The sequence below is a fragment of the Phormidesmis priestleyi ULC007 genome (assembly GCF_003003695.1).
In the GTDB taxonomy this organism is placed as follows: Bacteria; Cyanobacteriota; Cyanobacteriia; order Leptolyngbyales; family Leptolyngbyaceae; genus Phormidesmis_A; species Phormidesmis_A priestleyi_A.
In genome coordinates this window covers 123,546-137,427 of record NZ_PVWG01000009.1, presented here as the reverse complement: position 1 = coordinate 137,427, position 13,882 = coordinate 123,546, and the positions used below count along the sequence as shown (strand labels likewise).

The 13,882-nt window shown below is 48.1% G+C and carries 13 protein-coding genes; 2 read left to right on the top strand and 11 right to left on the bottom strand.

Annotation, left to right across the window (positions count from 1 at the left end; all coding sequences use genetic code 11):
- Positions 1-37: 37 nt before the first annotated feature.
- The 9 genes from ureC to C7B65_RS10695 form a co-directional block, all read right to left on the bottom strand.
- Positions 38-1,747 carry an urease subunit alpha gene (gene ureC / locus C7B65_RS10740; protein ID WP_073071589.1) on the bottom strand — a complete coding sequence of 570 codons (1,710 nt, stop codon included), beginning with the start codon at positions 1,745-1,747 and terminating at the stop codon, positions 38-40.
- Positions 1,748-2,140: 393 nt separating this feature from the next.
- Entirely contained in the window at positions 2,141-2,788 is a 648-nt protein-coding gene (locus C7B65_RS29595; RefSeq protein WP_073071591.1) for a DUF1294 domain-containing protein, read from the bottom strand.
- An 80-nt stretch (positions 2,789-2,868) separates the two neighbouring features.
- Entirely contained in the window at positions 2,869-3,129 is a 261-nt protein-coding gene (locus C7B65_RS10725) for a hypothetical protein (protein ID WP_073071593.1), read from the bottom strand.
- 162 nt (positions 3,130-3,291) lie between these two features.
- On the bottom strand, positions 3,292-3,471 hold the full coding sequence (locus C7B65_RS28340) for a hypothetical protein (RefSeq protein ID WP_219898477.1): 180 nt from the start codon (positions 3,469-3,471) through the stop codon (positions 3,292-3,294).
- Positions 3,472-3,584: 113 nt separating this feature from the next.
- Positions 3,585-4,058, bottom strand: a complete 474-nt coding sequence (locus C7B65_RS10715) for a DUF4079 domain-containing protein (RefSeq protein ID WP_073071595.1) — start codon at positions 4,056-4,058, stop codon at positions 3,585-3,587.
- A gap of 49 nt (positions 4,059-4,107) precedes the next feature.
- Complete coding sequence (purH, locus tag C7B65_RS10710) at positions 4,108-5,661, bottom strand: bifunctional phosphoribosylaminoimidazolecarboxamide formyltransferase/IMP cyclohydrolase (RefSeq protein ID WP_073071596.1); 1,554 nt, start codon at positions 5,659-5,661, stop codon at positions 4,108-4,110.
- A 99-nt stretch (positions 5,662-5,760) separates the two neighbouring features.
- A complete protein-coding gene (locus C7B65_RS10705; RefSeq protein WP_073071598.1) occupies positions 5,761-5,991 on the bottom strand; it encodes a hypothetical protein in 231 nt (76 codons plus the stop codon).
- 342 nt (positions 5,992-6,333) lie between these two features.
- Complete coding sequence (locus C7B65_RS10700) at positions 6,334-7,317, bottom strand: aldo/keto reductase (RefSeq protein ID WP_073071600.1); 984 nt, start codon at positions 7,315-7,317, stop codon at positions 6,334-6,336.
- Between the two features lie 89 nt (positions 7,318-7,406).
- Positions 7,407-7,943, bottom strand: coding sequence for a hypothetical protein (locus tag C7B65_RS10695; protein ID WP_083582892.1), 537 nt, complete (start codon positions 7,941-7,943; stop codon positions 7,407-7,409).
- Between the two features lie 174 nt (positions 7,944-8,117).
- Here C7B65_RS10695 and C7B65_RS10690 point away from each other — a divergent pair, with 174 nt between their 5' ends.
- Entirely contained in the window at positions 8,118-8,339 is a 222-nt protein-coding gene (locus tag C7B65_RS10690) for a hypothetical protein (RefSeq protein WP_073071603.1), read from the top strand.
- Between the two features lie 233 nt (positions 8,340-8,572).
- Here the strand turns inward: C7B65_RS10690 and C7B65_RS10685 are convergent, their stop codons facing one another.
- Complete coding sequence (locus tag C7B65_RS10685; RefSeq protein ID WP_073071605.1) at positions 8,573-8,944, bottom strand: hypothetical protein; 372 nt, start codon at positions 8,942-8,944, stop codon at positions 8,573-8,575.
- Positions 8,945-9,553: 609 nt separating this feature from the next.
- Here C7B65_RS10685 and C7B65_RS10680 point away from each other — a divergent pair.
- Entirely contained in the window at positions 9,554-10,696 is a 1,143-nt protein-coding gene (locus C7B65_RS10680) for an AAA family ATPase (RefSeq protein ID WP_073071606.1), read from the top strand.
- 149 nt (positions 10,697-10,845) lie between these two features.
- Here the strand turns inward: C7B65_RS10680 and alaS are convergent, their stop codons facing one another.
- Positions 10,846-13,863: an alanine--tRNA ligase gene (gene alaS / locus C7B65_RS28755; RefSeq protein ID WP_223257370.1), complete on the bottom strand. Its 3,018-nt coding sequence runs from the start codon at positions 13,861-13,863 to the stop codon at positions 10,846-10,848.
- Between the last annotated feature and the right edge of the window lie 19 nt (positions 13,864-13,882).

Here is a 13,882-nt window from a genome sequence, read left to right as displayed (position 1 = left end):
TTAAGAAACGTGAAGCAGATAGGAAGTAATCGCCAGATTAGAACAAGAAATAGCGTTGCGCCATTGGCAAGACCGTTGCAGGTTCACAGGTCAACAACTGTCCATCAGCACGAACTTCATAGGTCTCGGAGTCTACCTCGATATGTGGTAACGCATCATTGAGCTTCATATCGCGTTTGGTGAGATTGCGAATGCCTGAGACAGCAACAGCGGTTTTTTGTAAATTTAGCTGGTCGGGAATGCCCTTTTTGAGGGCCGTGTGAGAGAGAAAGGTGAGCGAAGTCGCCGCGATCGCACCTCCAAAACTGCCAAACATCGGCCGCATATGCACAGGCTGCGGCGTGGGAATGCTGGCGTTAGCATCGCCCATTTGTGACCAGGCAATCATGCCGCCTTTGATCACCATTTCAGGCTTAACGCCAAACATCGCAGGTCGCCATAGACATAAGTCTGCCAGTTTACCGACTTCGATCGATCCGACGTGGTTAGCGATGCCGTGAGTGATCGCAGGATTGATCGTATATTTTGCGATGTAGCGTTTGGCTCTGTGATTGTCATTGCGTGACGAATCTTCTGCTAATGCACCGCGCTGAACTTTCATTTTGTGTCCGGTTTGCCAAGTGCGAATGATCACTTCACCAATCCGACCCATGGCTTGCGAGTCAGATGACAACATACTAAACGCACCCAGATCATGCAGAATATCTTCGGCGGCGATCGTTTCTCGGCGAATTCGCGATTCGGCAAACGCCACATCTTCAGGAATGCTGGGATCGAGGTGATGACAGACCATCAGCATATCCAAATGCTCGTCTAGCGTATTTAGCGTGTAGGGGCGAGTCGGATTGGTGGAGGACGGCAACACGTTCGCTTCGCCGCAAACTTTGATGATGTCAGGGGCATGTCCGCCGCCTGCACCTTCAGTGTGATAGGTGTGAATGACGCGATTTTTAAAGGCCGCGATCGTATCTTCAACAAACCCGGCTTCATTCAAGGTGTCGCTGTGAATGGCAACCTGCACGTCGTATTCGTCAGCCACGTTGAGACAGTTATTGATCGCGGCGGGAGTTGTTCCCCAATCTTCGTGCAGTTTTAGCCCGATCACACCCGCTTTCACCTGTTCTTCGAGGGCGGCAGGCTGCGAACTGTTGCCTTTGCCGAGGAATCCAATATTCATCGGGAACGCGTCGGCGGCTTGCAGCATTCGATAGATATTCCAGGGCCCGGGTGTGCAAGTGGTGGCATTGGTTCCGGCGGCAGGCCCGGTGCCTCCACCGATCATTGTGGTGATGCCAGAAGCGATCGCGACCTCGATTTGTTGCGGACAAATAAAGTGAATGTGTGTATCAATGCCGCCAGCCGTGAGGATCATGCCCTCTCCCGCGATCGCTTCGGTGCCGGGGCCAATAATGATCGTTACGTTGTCTTGAATGTAGGGATTTCCGGCTTTTCCGATCGCTGCAATCTTACCGTCTTTAATGCCAACATCGGCTTTGACAATGCCCCACCAGTCTAGAATTAACGCATTCGTAATCACCGCATCAACTGCGCCATCTTCATTCGTAATCGGTGATTGTCCCATGCCATCCCGAATCACCTTACCGCCACCAAACTTAACTTCTTCGCCGTAGGTAGTGTAGTCTTGTTCGACTTCGATGATCAGTTCGGTGTCAGCGAGACGCACCCGATCTCCCACTGTTGGGCCAAATGTTTCAGCGTAGGCGCGGCGATTCATGCGGTAACTCATGCAGTCTTCCTCACAGTGAATTAGGGGCGAAAGATACGATCGACAGGCTGGCTGCGATCGCGACGATAAATATCAAAATCTTTGTCTAGCGTTGCAATAGCAGCAACATTCAAACGTTCAGAAATCACAATTAAAAACAAATCTGCAAAATCACCAGGTAAGTCAGCATATTAAGCATTCAGTTCAGCAATTCGTATAAAGTCACTTGGAATTATAAGGTTCACACCTCGGCTGAATCTGTTAAAAAGTCATTTTGCATCGTGAAATAAGGTTTTCCACTGCATAGACCGGGTTTTACTGCTACACACTGTGCAGTTTTAACCAGCCAATTTCAAGTCACTGTCTTTCGTCTTCACGATCGCTCGTTCTCACTGTTTAGTTTGGGATGGATTACTAGACCCATCTCGTTTTGCCCCAAACCAGCCAAACCAGCCAAGCGATGTGATGAACTGCGACGATCGTCCAAAACTTAGTTTGATAAGACGCTTTCTGACTTTTGTGGCGCAACATTCGCTGGGCTATAAACCCGCCTAACCATCCGCCTGCCAGTTCACACAGATGCAGCGTTTGTTCAGGAGTTCGCCACTGCCTTCGTTGGGCACGAGATTTATCTTTAGCGTATAGAGCATAAGTCACTAAACTCATGACAGAATAGAGAATCAGCGGAAGGGGATTGCGCGTTGTTAGAGTAAAATGAGTAGCTCCAGACAAAGGCAAAATCGACAGCAACAATACCTCATATATGGGAAAGTTCGATCTGGGTACAGCACTGAGTTTAGCGTTGCCAATCAAAAACCCCCAGGGAGAAGTTGATTTGTTTCTCGCTCCCAGAATAAAAGCGTTGCAAGCCCGAATTTTGCCATCTGAGTCAACTATGGGGTAGTAGTAAATCGTGTCGTTTTCCTGCGGGCGACGGGTCGCATCTTGAAGCTCAGACATATGTAGAAAAACGTCCTTGCTTCCATCAGCGGGCTGGATGAAACCAAATCCACGATCGTCTTTCCATTGCGTAAGTTTTCCACTGCGTAGACTGGGTTTCATGAAAAAGCTTAATGATACGAACTTGGCAATTTTAACAAACCCACTTCAAGTACAGTCCTGACCGGAAGACAAAGTAACCCTTACAATTTCGCTTGGGCGACGCACTCTTCGACGGGTCTGATTTGATGCCAATCAATGGTCGCAACCCATATTTTTTCTACTTCAGAGTACTGCACTGCTCCGTCAACTTCTAACTCTTCACTATAAAGCGTCAATAACCGACCATTCTGTAACTCGATTCGATGACGGGATAGATCTTCGATCGTGCCAATACAATTTAGACGTAATCGCCCTTGGGCATCCGCATTATGGAAGTCTGCAAAAATTCTGGGACGGTTCATAAAGCTGCTCCAAATTAAACCTGCTGTGATGGACTCGGAACTGTTGGGATTAAGAGGTTGCTAATTTCCTTTGGAGTTAAGCCTGTCAAAGTGGCATGATTTGGGCTTCTTCCAGAGGTTCGGATGACATCTCCACCTAGTTTGCGAACTTCACTAACCCTTTTAACACCTACCTGCCCGTGTGGAATGGTCGCTGCTAATTCTGCTAGTGACGATCCTAACTTCACATTCGACTGAAATCCCAGTCACACCACTGGGATGAGTTCCAGTTGCCCGTTGAATATCTTCTGGACGATTGCGCCCGCCTCGAACCACGATCGCATCGTCTGGAATAATCTGCACAAACTTTACTCTGAGTCTTGGAATCCTGCTCTCATCGATACTGATCAAAAGAACCCCTGAATGATCAATAGCTCAGGGGTTGAACATTGCGGAATTAGAACTCCGATCGCGTCCTACAGTTTGCTAATAATTCGCTGCACGATTTGTACACCCGTCAGCGCTTGCCAGCTAAACAGACCCACAATCACCACATTCAAAGTAATGTGCGTATAGCGTGCCCAGTCTTGCCCTTTTTGCATAAACGGCGATAGAGAAGCCGACACCGCGATCAACGCCGTCATACTCAACCCTGCCAACAAGTGCGACCCAACAAACAGCTTGCCATTGTTGATGTAAGTGATGACCATTCCAGCGATCGAACCTACCACCATCAGCGCCAACACTACCGACCCGATCTGATAGTGCTTTACATTGAACTTTCCTTTGATCAGCTCTTTTTTGAGATCGCCTTCTGCGGCGCGAGTCCGACGAATTTGAACGCCTAGATATAAGGCGTAAAGGGTCAACGCAAACAGCACCCACATCAAAACAGGGTGCAAAAACTGACTGTAGACTTTAACCGACTCTGGAATCTTGTCCAAGGGCATCGAGAGTTCTCCGTGTGCGAGGAATGTTGTAAAACTTAGCATAATTGGTTTAATGCAAAAAGTGCCGAATTCCGGTGAACACCATGACGATGCCTAGCTCATTGGCTGCGTCGATCGAGTCTTGATCTCGCAGACTTCCTCCGGGCTGCACGATCGCCGCAATTCCGGCTGCTGCCGCCGTTCGCACTGAGTCATCAAACGGGAAAAATCCATCGCTGGCAAGAACGGCTCCGGTTGATTTTTCACCTGCTTGCTCTAAGGCGATTTTGACCGATCCGACTCGATTCATCTGACCTGCGCCGACTCCGATCGTGGTGCGATTTTGGGTGATGACGATCGCGTTGGATTTGACGTGCTTACAGATCTTCCAGGCAAACAACAACTCGGCAAGCTGGGCTGGAGTCGGTTTTTTCTCGGTTGGCATCTGCCACTGAGTCGGGTCAGCCATAATATCGTCAGAGGCTTGAGCTAGAAATCCTCCGGCGATCGGTTTCACGGTTCCTTTGGCTCCACTTTGCAAATCCGGCAGCAACAACACCCGCAGTTTAGATTTAGCTTGCAGAATTTGTTGGGCTTCAGCGTCACATCCTGGAGCGACAACGCACTCTAGAAAGGTCTTGGTCATTGCGGTGGCGGTTGGGACATCGATCGCCCGATTGAGTGCCACAATTCCCCCAAATGCTGAAGTAGAGTCTGCGTTAAACGCTTTCTCATATGCTTCTGACAACGATGATCCCATCGCCGATCCACATGGGTTTGTATGTTTAACGATCGTTGCGGCTGGATCATTGTCTAAAGTAGCGAATTCAGCGATGATCTGTCGGGCGGCTTCTAGGTCAACTAAGTTGTTGTAGCTCAGTTCTTTGCCCTGAAGTTTGGGTGCAGATGCCCAACCTGTGGGAGTGGCTCCGGTTTGATACCAGGCAGCAGGTTGATGCGGATTTTCTCCATAGCGCAAGGCTTGAATTTGGTGCCCTGTTAAAGTCAAGTTAGTGGGAAGTCCAGCACTTTCTGAAGGTTGCTGTGCCTCTAAATAGGTTGAAATGGCACGATCGTAACTAGCAGTGTGCTGAAACGCCTGCAACGCGCAACTCTGACGAAACGAGAGCGAAGCGTCTCCGTTGTGTCTCAATTCTTGAAGATAAGCGTCATATTGAGTCGGATTGCACAGCACCGTTAGATGGGCAAAATTCTTAGCCGATGCCCTGAGCATTGCGGGGCCGCCGATATCGATGTTCTCGATCGCGTCTGCTAAAGTCACATCGGATTTAGCGATCGTTTGCTCAAAGGGGTAGAGATTGACGACAACGAGGTCGATCGGGCGAATTTGCTGCGCCTCTAAGTCTGCCAAATGTTCGGGCAGATCGCGCCGCGCCAAGATTCCGCCGTGAATGCGTGGGTGCAGTGTTTTCACTCGTCCGCCTAAGATTTCGGGCGCTCCGGTGTAATCAGAAACTTTTGTGACAGGCAATCCAGCTTGTTTTAATGCGTTTGCAGTGCCACCACTACTGATGATGTCGAACCCGAATTCTTCGACCAGGCTTCGCGCTAAATCAATCAGTCCTGTTTTGTCAGATACACTCAGCAGTGCTAGACGTGCCATGAATTCAAAGTCCTCAGTCGTTAAATCGCATCTTTTAGGATAAAGGAAGTGCTGGGAGAATGGGCGATCAGACGGTTGAAAGCTGGCGCTTTATCAAATCTAGTGAGCAGCGATTATTGCGTTGACATGGGTGAAGATACGATCGAGTTCTGCAATCGCGTCGAGTTCTGCAATTTCTTCGGGGGTGAGTTGGTCGGCTTTCTTTTTGTCGAGAAGGTTTTCCATGCGAAGTTGTAGAAATTCGCTGAACTTGAACAAATTCCAGCGATCGACTTTCTCAATGCGAATTTCATGCAGCAGCGACGATGGCTTGCCAAGCGTTGTAGTCATTTTAGTTCGGCCAAGTAAAACCTGTAATTGCCTGATTGCAGCTTGATGGGATTATAGCTTTTTGGCTATTGTATCGATCGCGAACAATCGGCTCAACGTATAAAAAAGCCGCTCTGATGAGGAGCGGCTTACGTTTCTAACTAATTCGACCGTGAAGAATCAGTACAACTGGAGTGCTTGAAGAAGCTCGGACTGCCAACTTCAAGTTTCCAACTAATCCGATCGTGAAGGATCGGCACAGACTTGTTTCCAACTAATCCGATCGCGAACGATCGGGCAATTTTAAAAAGGGTCACGCTCCCAAGTCACAGTAATGTTTAGCTTACAAAAGCTTCTTCGATCCTAACGATTGACGCTGCTCATGTCTGTGTAGCGATCGCCCACCGCAATTCCTAGCGGTAGCGCTTTTCCAATTTGGTCTAGCTCGGCTTGAGTTAAAGTCACTGTGGTGGCTGCAATATTCTCCTCTAAATAAGTGCGGCGTTTAGTGCCAGGAATGGGCACAATGTCTTCTCCCTGCGCCAAAACCCACGCCAGAGCCAACTGTCCAGCTTTGACACCTTTATCGGCTGCCATTTGTTCAACTTGCTGCACCAACTCTAGATTGTGCTGCATATTCTCAGCTTGAAAGCGGGGATAGCGTTCAGCCCGAAAATCGCCCTCAGATAAATCATCTAGGCTCTTGATCTTGCCCGTGAGAAACCCCCGACCCAGAGGGCTGTAGGGGACAAAACCAATGCCTAACTCGCGGCAGGTAGGCAAAATCTCGGCTTCTGGCTCTCGACTCCAGAGTGAATATTCTGTCTGAAGTGCAGAAATAGGATGCACGGCTTGAGCACGACGAATCGTGGCGATCGCGGCTTCTGAAAGACCCAGATAGCGCACCTTTCCGGCTTGCACCAACTCCGCCATCGCGCCGACAGTTTCCTCGATCGGAGTGTTGGGATCAACTCGATGCTGATAATACAAATCAATCACGTCCACGCCCAAGCGCTTGAGGCTGGCATCACAGGCAGAGCGGACATAATCGGGCTTGCCACTTATCCCCAAAAAGCTGCCGTCGCTGCCGCGCACATTGCCAAATTTAGTCGCGATCACCACCCGATCGCGATGGTCTTTGATGGCTTTACCCACTAACTCTTCGTTGTGACCCACGCCATACATATCGGCAGTATCTAGCAAAGTGACTCCTAGCTCTAAGGCTCGATGAATGGTGGCGATCGCTTCTGATTCATCAGCAGTGCCATAGAACTCAGACATGCCCATACAGCCTAATCCTAGCTCTGAGACGACTAATCCTTGATTACCTAGTTTGCGCTGTTTCATTGGTTTTTCCTGGTTTGGCGAATGATTGCAAGACGATTTCATCCCTACGAATTAGAACATAGGTTAGAAACACTCCGCTTACAATCTATCTAAACGGAGGGTTTTGGAATGCGATCGTAAGGGGGTTCACAGATCGAGTTGTAAGCCAGGGTGATGTTGTCTGAACCCAACAGATAATCTATGTAGGTGGCAACAACACCATCACCGAGGCAGCCGCGATAATCTGCAAATCCTTCGTGCCCGCCAGGATATTGGAGATCTTTCCAAATCGGAGGTTCATAACCAAAAATATAGTTGAAGAATTGCTTGGTGTTGTAGTTAAAGTAGCCATTGTTCGCCGTATTTGGGATTAACCAAATAGTTTGCACTCGGTTGTCAACAAAGGTCATACCAAACTTGCCTTGCTTAGGAAAAGTCGGAAACACCCGTCGCACCCCAGATGGGGAGTAGGTATAGAGTTTAGTGTTGGGTTTGTCTTTCAGAGTTTCGATCGTCCATGGACGACCAAAGTGTCGTTGGATCGTGGCTGGAGTTTGGTTAAGAACGTAACGTCCCGCAAGGGCAGGAGTGGGAAAAAGACCGCTCAAAAACAGGATTGCTAAACCGAGTAGAATAAATTTCTTCATTTGAGTTAGATAACACAGGTACATCTTCATCTACCGCATGAGCCACGAACATTTCGCCCAAATGACATTGATGCTTTATGCAATGGGTCGAAACCTGCGAAGCCCAGACAGAAGCGTAATCTTGGCGATCGCGCTATAGTATTTCCTAGCATTCTCACCATGCCGGAGGCTTCTATGACTTCCCAGCAACTAGAAGAACGTTCTCAACAACTCGAAGCGAGAGTTATTGCCCTAGAAGCAGAGATCGTGCAGATCAAGCAACTTCTTTCGCATGAAAAGCAGACTGAATCGCCTTGGTGGGAAAAAGTTGTTGGCTCGTTTGTCGATCGCCCCGACTTTGATGAAATGAAACGCTTAGAGCGCATTCTAAATAAAAGCTTAAAGCCATGCAGGTAGAAAAGCAGGATGAATCAAGATTGAAAAGTCACCTTGATCCTTGTTGTAGTTGTAAGCGATCGCTCTCATCAAAAACTGGGTTACAGGCTATTTGCCTTTCTACGGAATTTGGGCCGCGATCGTGCTATTTGCTTTTCCGTTCCTCTTCTCGTTTAAGTAAACCGAGGAAATTAGAGAGCCGCCTAAAGGTGCAGCCAAGAACTTTGATCACACAATTGACGACTCCCAACTCCCTACAGTTGAATCGTGACTTTGTTGTGCAATTCCTCCAGGTAGATCAGTGAACTGTTGCCTAGAACAATGTTGAATTTCACGAGGGAACGTTCCACTTGATATCCCGGCAACACTCGCGCGATTTGATATTCTGTCGTCAAGTCACTGGTGCCATCCCACTTGAACGATGCTAGTTGATTGGATGCGATCGCACTCAGTTGTGAAACGAAGTCCTCAATAGAATCGCTCACATCAGGAAGAATGCCAGACGACAGAAAGATTAAACGCTCTTGCAAATCTAAAGTAACTGTGACTCGATAACGTTTCATCGTCGAGAGATCTAACTCAACGGTGAACGAAATCGAGCCAGGAAAGATATTCCTGACTCCCATGTTGTTATATCCTCTCTGTTAAGTCAAAGAGGATGAGAATGCTGATGTCTCAAGCATTCTGCATGGATATAAAACACCTGCTGGATCTTGATTCCATCCTTTCAAGATCCCATAGCAAAGCTGACGGTGTACAATCATGAACGCCTCCTGAGTTAATTACGCTAACTAGGGATGGAAGTCCTCGGAGTCTGATTTGCGAGATCAGACTTCGGGGCACGACTCCATCACTGCGATGTATTCTACAAGAGTTTTTTGGTTTTTGGAATGCTGAATTTTTGAGGGGGTGCGATCAAATGGCAGTTTTGCGCCGTTGTAGTGCAAATCTGTCAGCTTAATCCTCCAAACGGGGTTTTAGAGTGTGAGTGTGTCAGCTTAGTTTTCTGGGATCGTGCAATAGGTCACAGGATAAACTCGGTTTAATTAGATTGTCAGGTGGCTTAGGCTACCTGTTAGAGCATTGTTTGATGCCTACCTGTAAAATGGTCAACATCGATCAGAGAAGGTGATCGCGTTACGCCTAAAGGGAACAATGAGATGCGTGTCCTGAATAACTTATGCGAGTTATATTGGACTGAATAGCACCTCATTTCTACGGATTACTGTGTAACCATGTCATTGATTACTCCCGTGTTTAGTGTTTGTGAATTAGGTAATTCCTATCTGTGGGCTGCATGGAACACTCCTCAAGACGCTAATGCTTTCCTTGAGAAATCTGAAAAGATAGCTGTATTGGATTGTTTCTTTTATGCTGAAGCTCCATCAAGGGATGTTGCAATTCAGAATGCTCATAAAATTTTAGGTTCTTTTGCAAAACAGGTCAGTAATGAGTTGGCAGAAGAAGTCGCTAAGGCGTTATATGGCAAGCTATACAACGACATCGTTAAAAATAATACGAGTAGCGGCAACTCTTCTGCACACTCAGAGCAACTCGATCCTTCTGACCTACTTCAATCACTAATTGGCTTAAGCACAGTAAAGTCAACTGTTCAGGAGTTAGTGAACATGGCAAAAGTAGCGCAGATGCAAGCTCAGGCAGGGTTAAAGGCTCCCTCGATCACAAGGCATGTGGTATTTACGGGCAATCCTGGCACAGGCAAAACCACAGTAGCTCGGATTGTGGGTGAGATCTACAATAACCTCGGTGTTCTGTCGAAAGGACATTTCATTGAGGTTGATCGAACGGATCTCGTTGCAGAATATTTGGGTCAAACAGCACCCAAAACAGCACAAGTCGTTGAATCTGCTCTAGGGGGGGTGCTTTTCATTGATGAAGCTTACTCCCTGGTTCCAGAGGGACGCGGTGATATATTTGGGCAAGAAGCAATCAATACGCTCTTGAAAATGATGGAAGACCACCGAGAGGATTTAGTGGTTATTGCCGCCGGGTACAAAGAAGAGATGGTGCGGTTCATTAACTCTAATCCTGGTCTAAAATCTAGATTTGCAAGGTCAATTCATTTTGAAGATTATTCTTCTGCTGAGTTAGCTGAAATCTTTAAGGTTACGTGTGAAAGGCACGGTTATTTATTCTCAGACAAGACGCTGAAAGCAGTACGTCAACTGGTCAACAAATTTGAGGATCGAATCGGAGAACTGGGAAATGGTAGATTTGTTAGGAATATTTTTGATCGTTGTATTGCCAACCAATGCAATCGCCTAGCAACAACAGCCAAGCCCTCTAAGGAAGATCTGAAGACATTTTTACCTATCGATATTCCTTCCCCTGAGCAATTAGCAGAGTGCCTTGTCTGATATTAGCAATGTAGTAGTCACCATCTAATGTCATTGGAGCGGACGGTCGGAAGTCTTTTCGTCTATCGTCTAAACCTTCGTGCCACTGCTCAACTGCATCGTCAGGTCAATAAGAACGAGAAGGGGAAATGATGAACGCCACAAGTCTCTTAGCTCAAACCAGTTAGTAGCTGATTACGAGCTTCTGCTAGGGCATCGGGTAGCTTACTCGCATCGCGTCCGCCTGCTTGAGCGAGGTTGGGACGACCACCACCGCCACCACCACAGAGTTTAGCGATCGCCCCCACAACTTTCCCAGCCTGCAATCCTCTTTTCACAACCGCAGGGCTAAACGCCGCCGCCAAACTAACTTTGCCTTCTTCAGGCACAGAGCCTAACACCACCGCTCCTTCACCCAGCTTTTGCAGCAGTTGTTCTGTCACTGTTTTGAGCGATTCGGGATCGACGGATGCGAGTGAGGCGACCAAGATTTTGAAGTTGCCGATCGATTCGGCTTGGGTCAGCAGTTGATCGGCTTTTGCAAAGGCGAGTTGCCCTTTGAGCGCGTCGAGTTGCTTTTGAGTTGTTTTGAGTTCGGCTTGCAATGAGGCGATGCGATCGGGAATCTCTTCAGGCTTGACTTTGAAGCGATCGCTCAACTCGCGCACAACAGTATCTCGAACATTCAGGTACTCTAGAACAGCAGTTCCGGCGATCGCTTCAATGCGACGAATGCCTGCTGCAACACCTGACTCGGAGACGATTTTGAAGATACCGATTTCTGTGGTGTTGCTGACGTGAGTTCCGCCACAAAGCTCCATTGAGACACCGGGAACATCCAAAACTCTCACAGTCTCAGAGTATTTTTCGCCAAACATCGCGATCGCGCCTCTTTCCTTTGCTTCGGTCAGACCCATGACGTGAGTATTAGCGATATGAGCTTCTGCAATCCAGGTGTTGACCTGTTCCTCGATTTGTTGAACTTCGGCAGCCGTGATGGTGCGAGGACAGTTGAAATCGAAGCGGAGCCGATCGAATGCCACGAGCGATCCGGCTTGAGAAATGCTGTCATCGACAATCTTCTTTAGAGCCGCTTGCAGTAAATGAGTCGCGGTGTGATGTGCCTGAACTCGACGACGATACGCCAGATCGATCTGAGCCGTTACCGTGTCTCCGACGTGCAGAGTGCCCCGCTCAATGCGCCCAAAATGCACCGAGAACGCAGATTCTTTTTTCACGTCTTCAATTCGCACCAGGATGGAATCACCGGAGAGATAGCCCCGATCGCCCACCTGTCCGCCCGACTCTGCATAAAAAGGAGTCTGATTGAGAATGACTTGAACTTGAGTTCCAGCGTCTGCCGATTCGACAGATTCACCCTCGACGAGCAAGACTTCAACGGTTGCCTGACTCGATGGCTGCGTGTAGCCCAAAAATTCGGTTGCGTGAATGCGTTCTGCTAACTCATCCAACGTGCCTTGAACGGTGAGATCGATCGTTTTGTGAGCCGCTTTTGCGCGATCGCGCTGGGCTTTCATCTCGGTTTCAAAGCCTTCTGTATCCACGTTAAACCCTTTCTCTGCCAACTCTTGTCTGAGTTCCATCGGAAAGCCATGAGTGTCAAAAGACTCATAGCACCCGACGAGCTTTTTCATCTGATCTGGCGAAAAAATACTGCTGTCAAAGTACACGTAGTCGTCAGCAATCTCTTGCGTGAGTTCCAATGGAAAACCATATGTGTCGTACAGAACAAAAGCATCTCGACCAGAGAGTGGTAATAAAGCTCGTGCTACCCCATAACGGTTTTTATCCAGAAGTACTTCCCGCTTAGCCCATACTTTTTTCTCTAATGAAGTTGCTTGTTCAGAAAGATTTTGATTGTGCCCAGATTGCTGAAGGAACAGTTGCTGTTTCTGCTTTAGATCGGCAAGCGATTCCTTCAGGATTTGTTGAGGTATTTCTACTAAGCCCTCTAGCTCACGAAGTACTAACTCACGTTGAGGTTCTTCTGAAGCTTTTTCCCAGCGCTCCATTGCTCTTACAACTTTCGTAACCTGACGTTCTTTATTTTGCAAAACTTCATTCAGCAGTTTTTCGCCTCGCTCCAACGTCTCACGGAATCGAGATTCTTCTTTTTGCAGTTCGTTTTTGATCGTGTCTGCTTTTTGCCGCACTTTAGGATAAGCCGATTCAGACAGCCCGATCGCCGTTTCCGCAACCTGAGTCGTAAAGTCTTGGTTAATGCCCATCAATCGACCATGACGCACAACACGACGAATTAGACGACGCAGCACATAGCCTCGACCTTCGTTATTGGCAGTAATGCCGTCTGCAATCATATGCACGACTGCCCGAACGTGATCGCCAATGACTTTAAGCGAAGTTTTGGTCGCATCGTCCTGTATGGCGTAATCAATCCTGGCGATCGCGGCAGCCGTTTGGACGATCGGGAAAATCAAATCTGTCTCGTAGTTATTGGGCACTTTTTGCAGAATTTGTGCCATCCGCTCTAAGCCTAAGCCCGTGTCGATATTCTGGTTTTGCAATGGGGTGAGATTGCCATCAACATCGCGGTTATATTGCATGAACACCAGGTTATAAAACTCGATAAACCGGGTGTCATCTTCTAAATCGATGTCGTCGCCTTTTTCAGGATGGAAGTCGTAATAGATCTCAGAACACGGCCCACACGGCCCCGTCGGTCCCGAAACCCAAAAGTTATCTTTCTCACCCATACGCTGAATTCGATGAGCAGGAATGCCGATTTCGTCGCGCCACATCGCAAACGCTTCGTCGTCTTCCTCAAAGACGCTGACGACTAACCGTTCTGGCGGCAAATTATAGATTTTGGTCGAAAGTTCCCATGCCCACGCGATCGCTTGAGATTTGAAATAATCGCCAAAGCTGAAGTTGCCCAGCATCTCAAAAAATGTGTGATGTCGTGCCGTGCGTCCCACATTCTCGATATCGTTGGTGCGAATGCACTTCTGAGAGGTGGTGGCACGCGCAAACTCCGCCTGACGCTGCCCCAAAAAGATCGGCTTAAATGGCAGCATTCCGGCGATCGTCAGCAAAACGGTCGGATCTTCGGGCACCAAAGAGGCACTGGGCAAAATTTTGTGCCCTCTTTCTGCATAAAAATCGAGAAACTGTTGCCGAATCTGAGCGCCGTTAGGGGGAGTAGACATGGGAATCTGTAGTGTTAAC

Bases quoted from the DNA above. Each gene is read 5' to 3' on its own strand.
- C7B65_RS10705 (WP_073071598.1), bottom strand. From the start codon at position 5,991: ATGACTACAACGCTTGGCAAGCCATCGTCGCTGCTGCATGAAATTCGC.
- C7B65_RS10680 (WP_073071606.1), top strand. From the start codon at position 9,554: ATGTCATTGATTACTCCCGTGTTTAGTGTTTGTGAATTAGGTAATTCC.
- C7B65_RS10695 (WP_083582892.1), bottom strand. From the start codon at position 7,943: ATGAAGAAATTTATTCTACTCGGTTTAGCAATCCTGTTTTTGAGCGGT.
- C7B65_RS29595 (WP_073071591.1), bottom strand. From the start codon at position 2,788: ATGAAACCCAGTCTACGCAGTGGAAAACTTACGCAATGGAAAGACGAT.
- C7B65_RS10685 (WP_073071605.1), bottom strand. From the start codon at position 8,944: ATGGGAGTCAGGAATATCTTTCCTGGCTCGATTTCGTTCACCGTTGAG.
- purH (WP_073071596.1), bottom strand. From the start codon at position 5,661: ATGGCACGTCTAGCACTGCTGAGTGTATCTGACAAAACAGGACTGATT.
- C7B65_RS10700 (WP_073071600.1), bottom strand. From the start codon at position 7,317: ATGAAACAGCGCAAACTAGGTAATCAAGGATTAGTCGTCTCAGAGCTA.
- ureC (WP_073071589.1), bottom strand. From the start codon at position 1,747: ATGAGTTACCGCATGAATCGCCGCGCCTACGCTGAAACATTTGGCCCA.
- C7B65_RS10725 (WP_073071593.1), bottom strand. From the start codon at position 3,129: ATGAACCGTCCCAGAATTTTTGCAGACTTCCATAATGCGGATGCCCAA.
- alaS (WP_223257370.1), bottom strand. From the start codon at position 13,863: ATGTCTACTCCCCCTAACGGCGCTCAGATTCGGCAACAGTTTCTCGAT.
- C7B65_RS10715 (WP_073071595.1), bottom strand. From the start codon at position 4,058: ATGCCCTTGGACAAGATTCCAGAGTCGGTTAAAGTCTACAGTCAGTTT.
- C7B65_RS10690 (WP_073071603.1), top strand. From the start codon at position 8,118: ATGACTTCCCAGCAACTAGAAGAACGTTCTCAACAACTCGAAGCGAGA.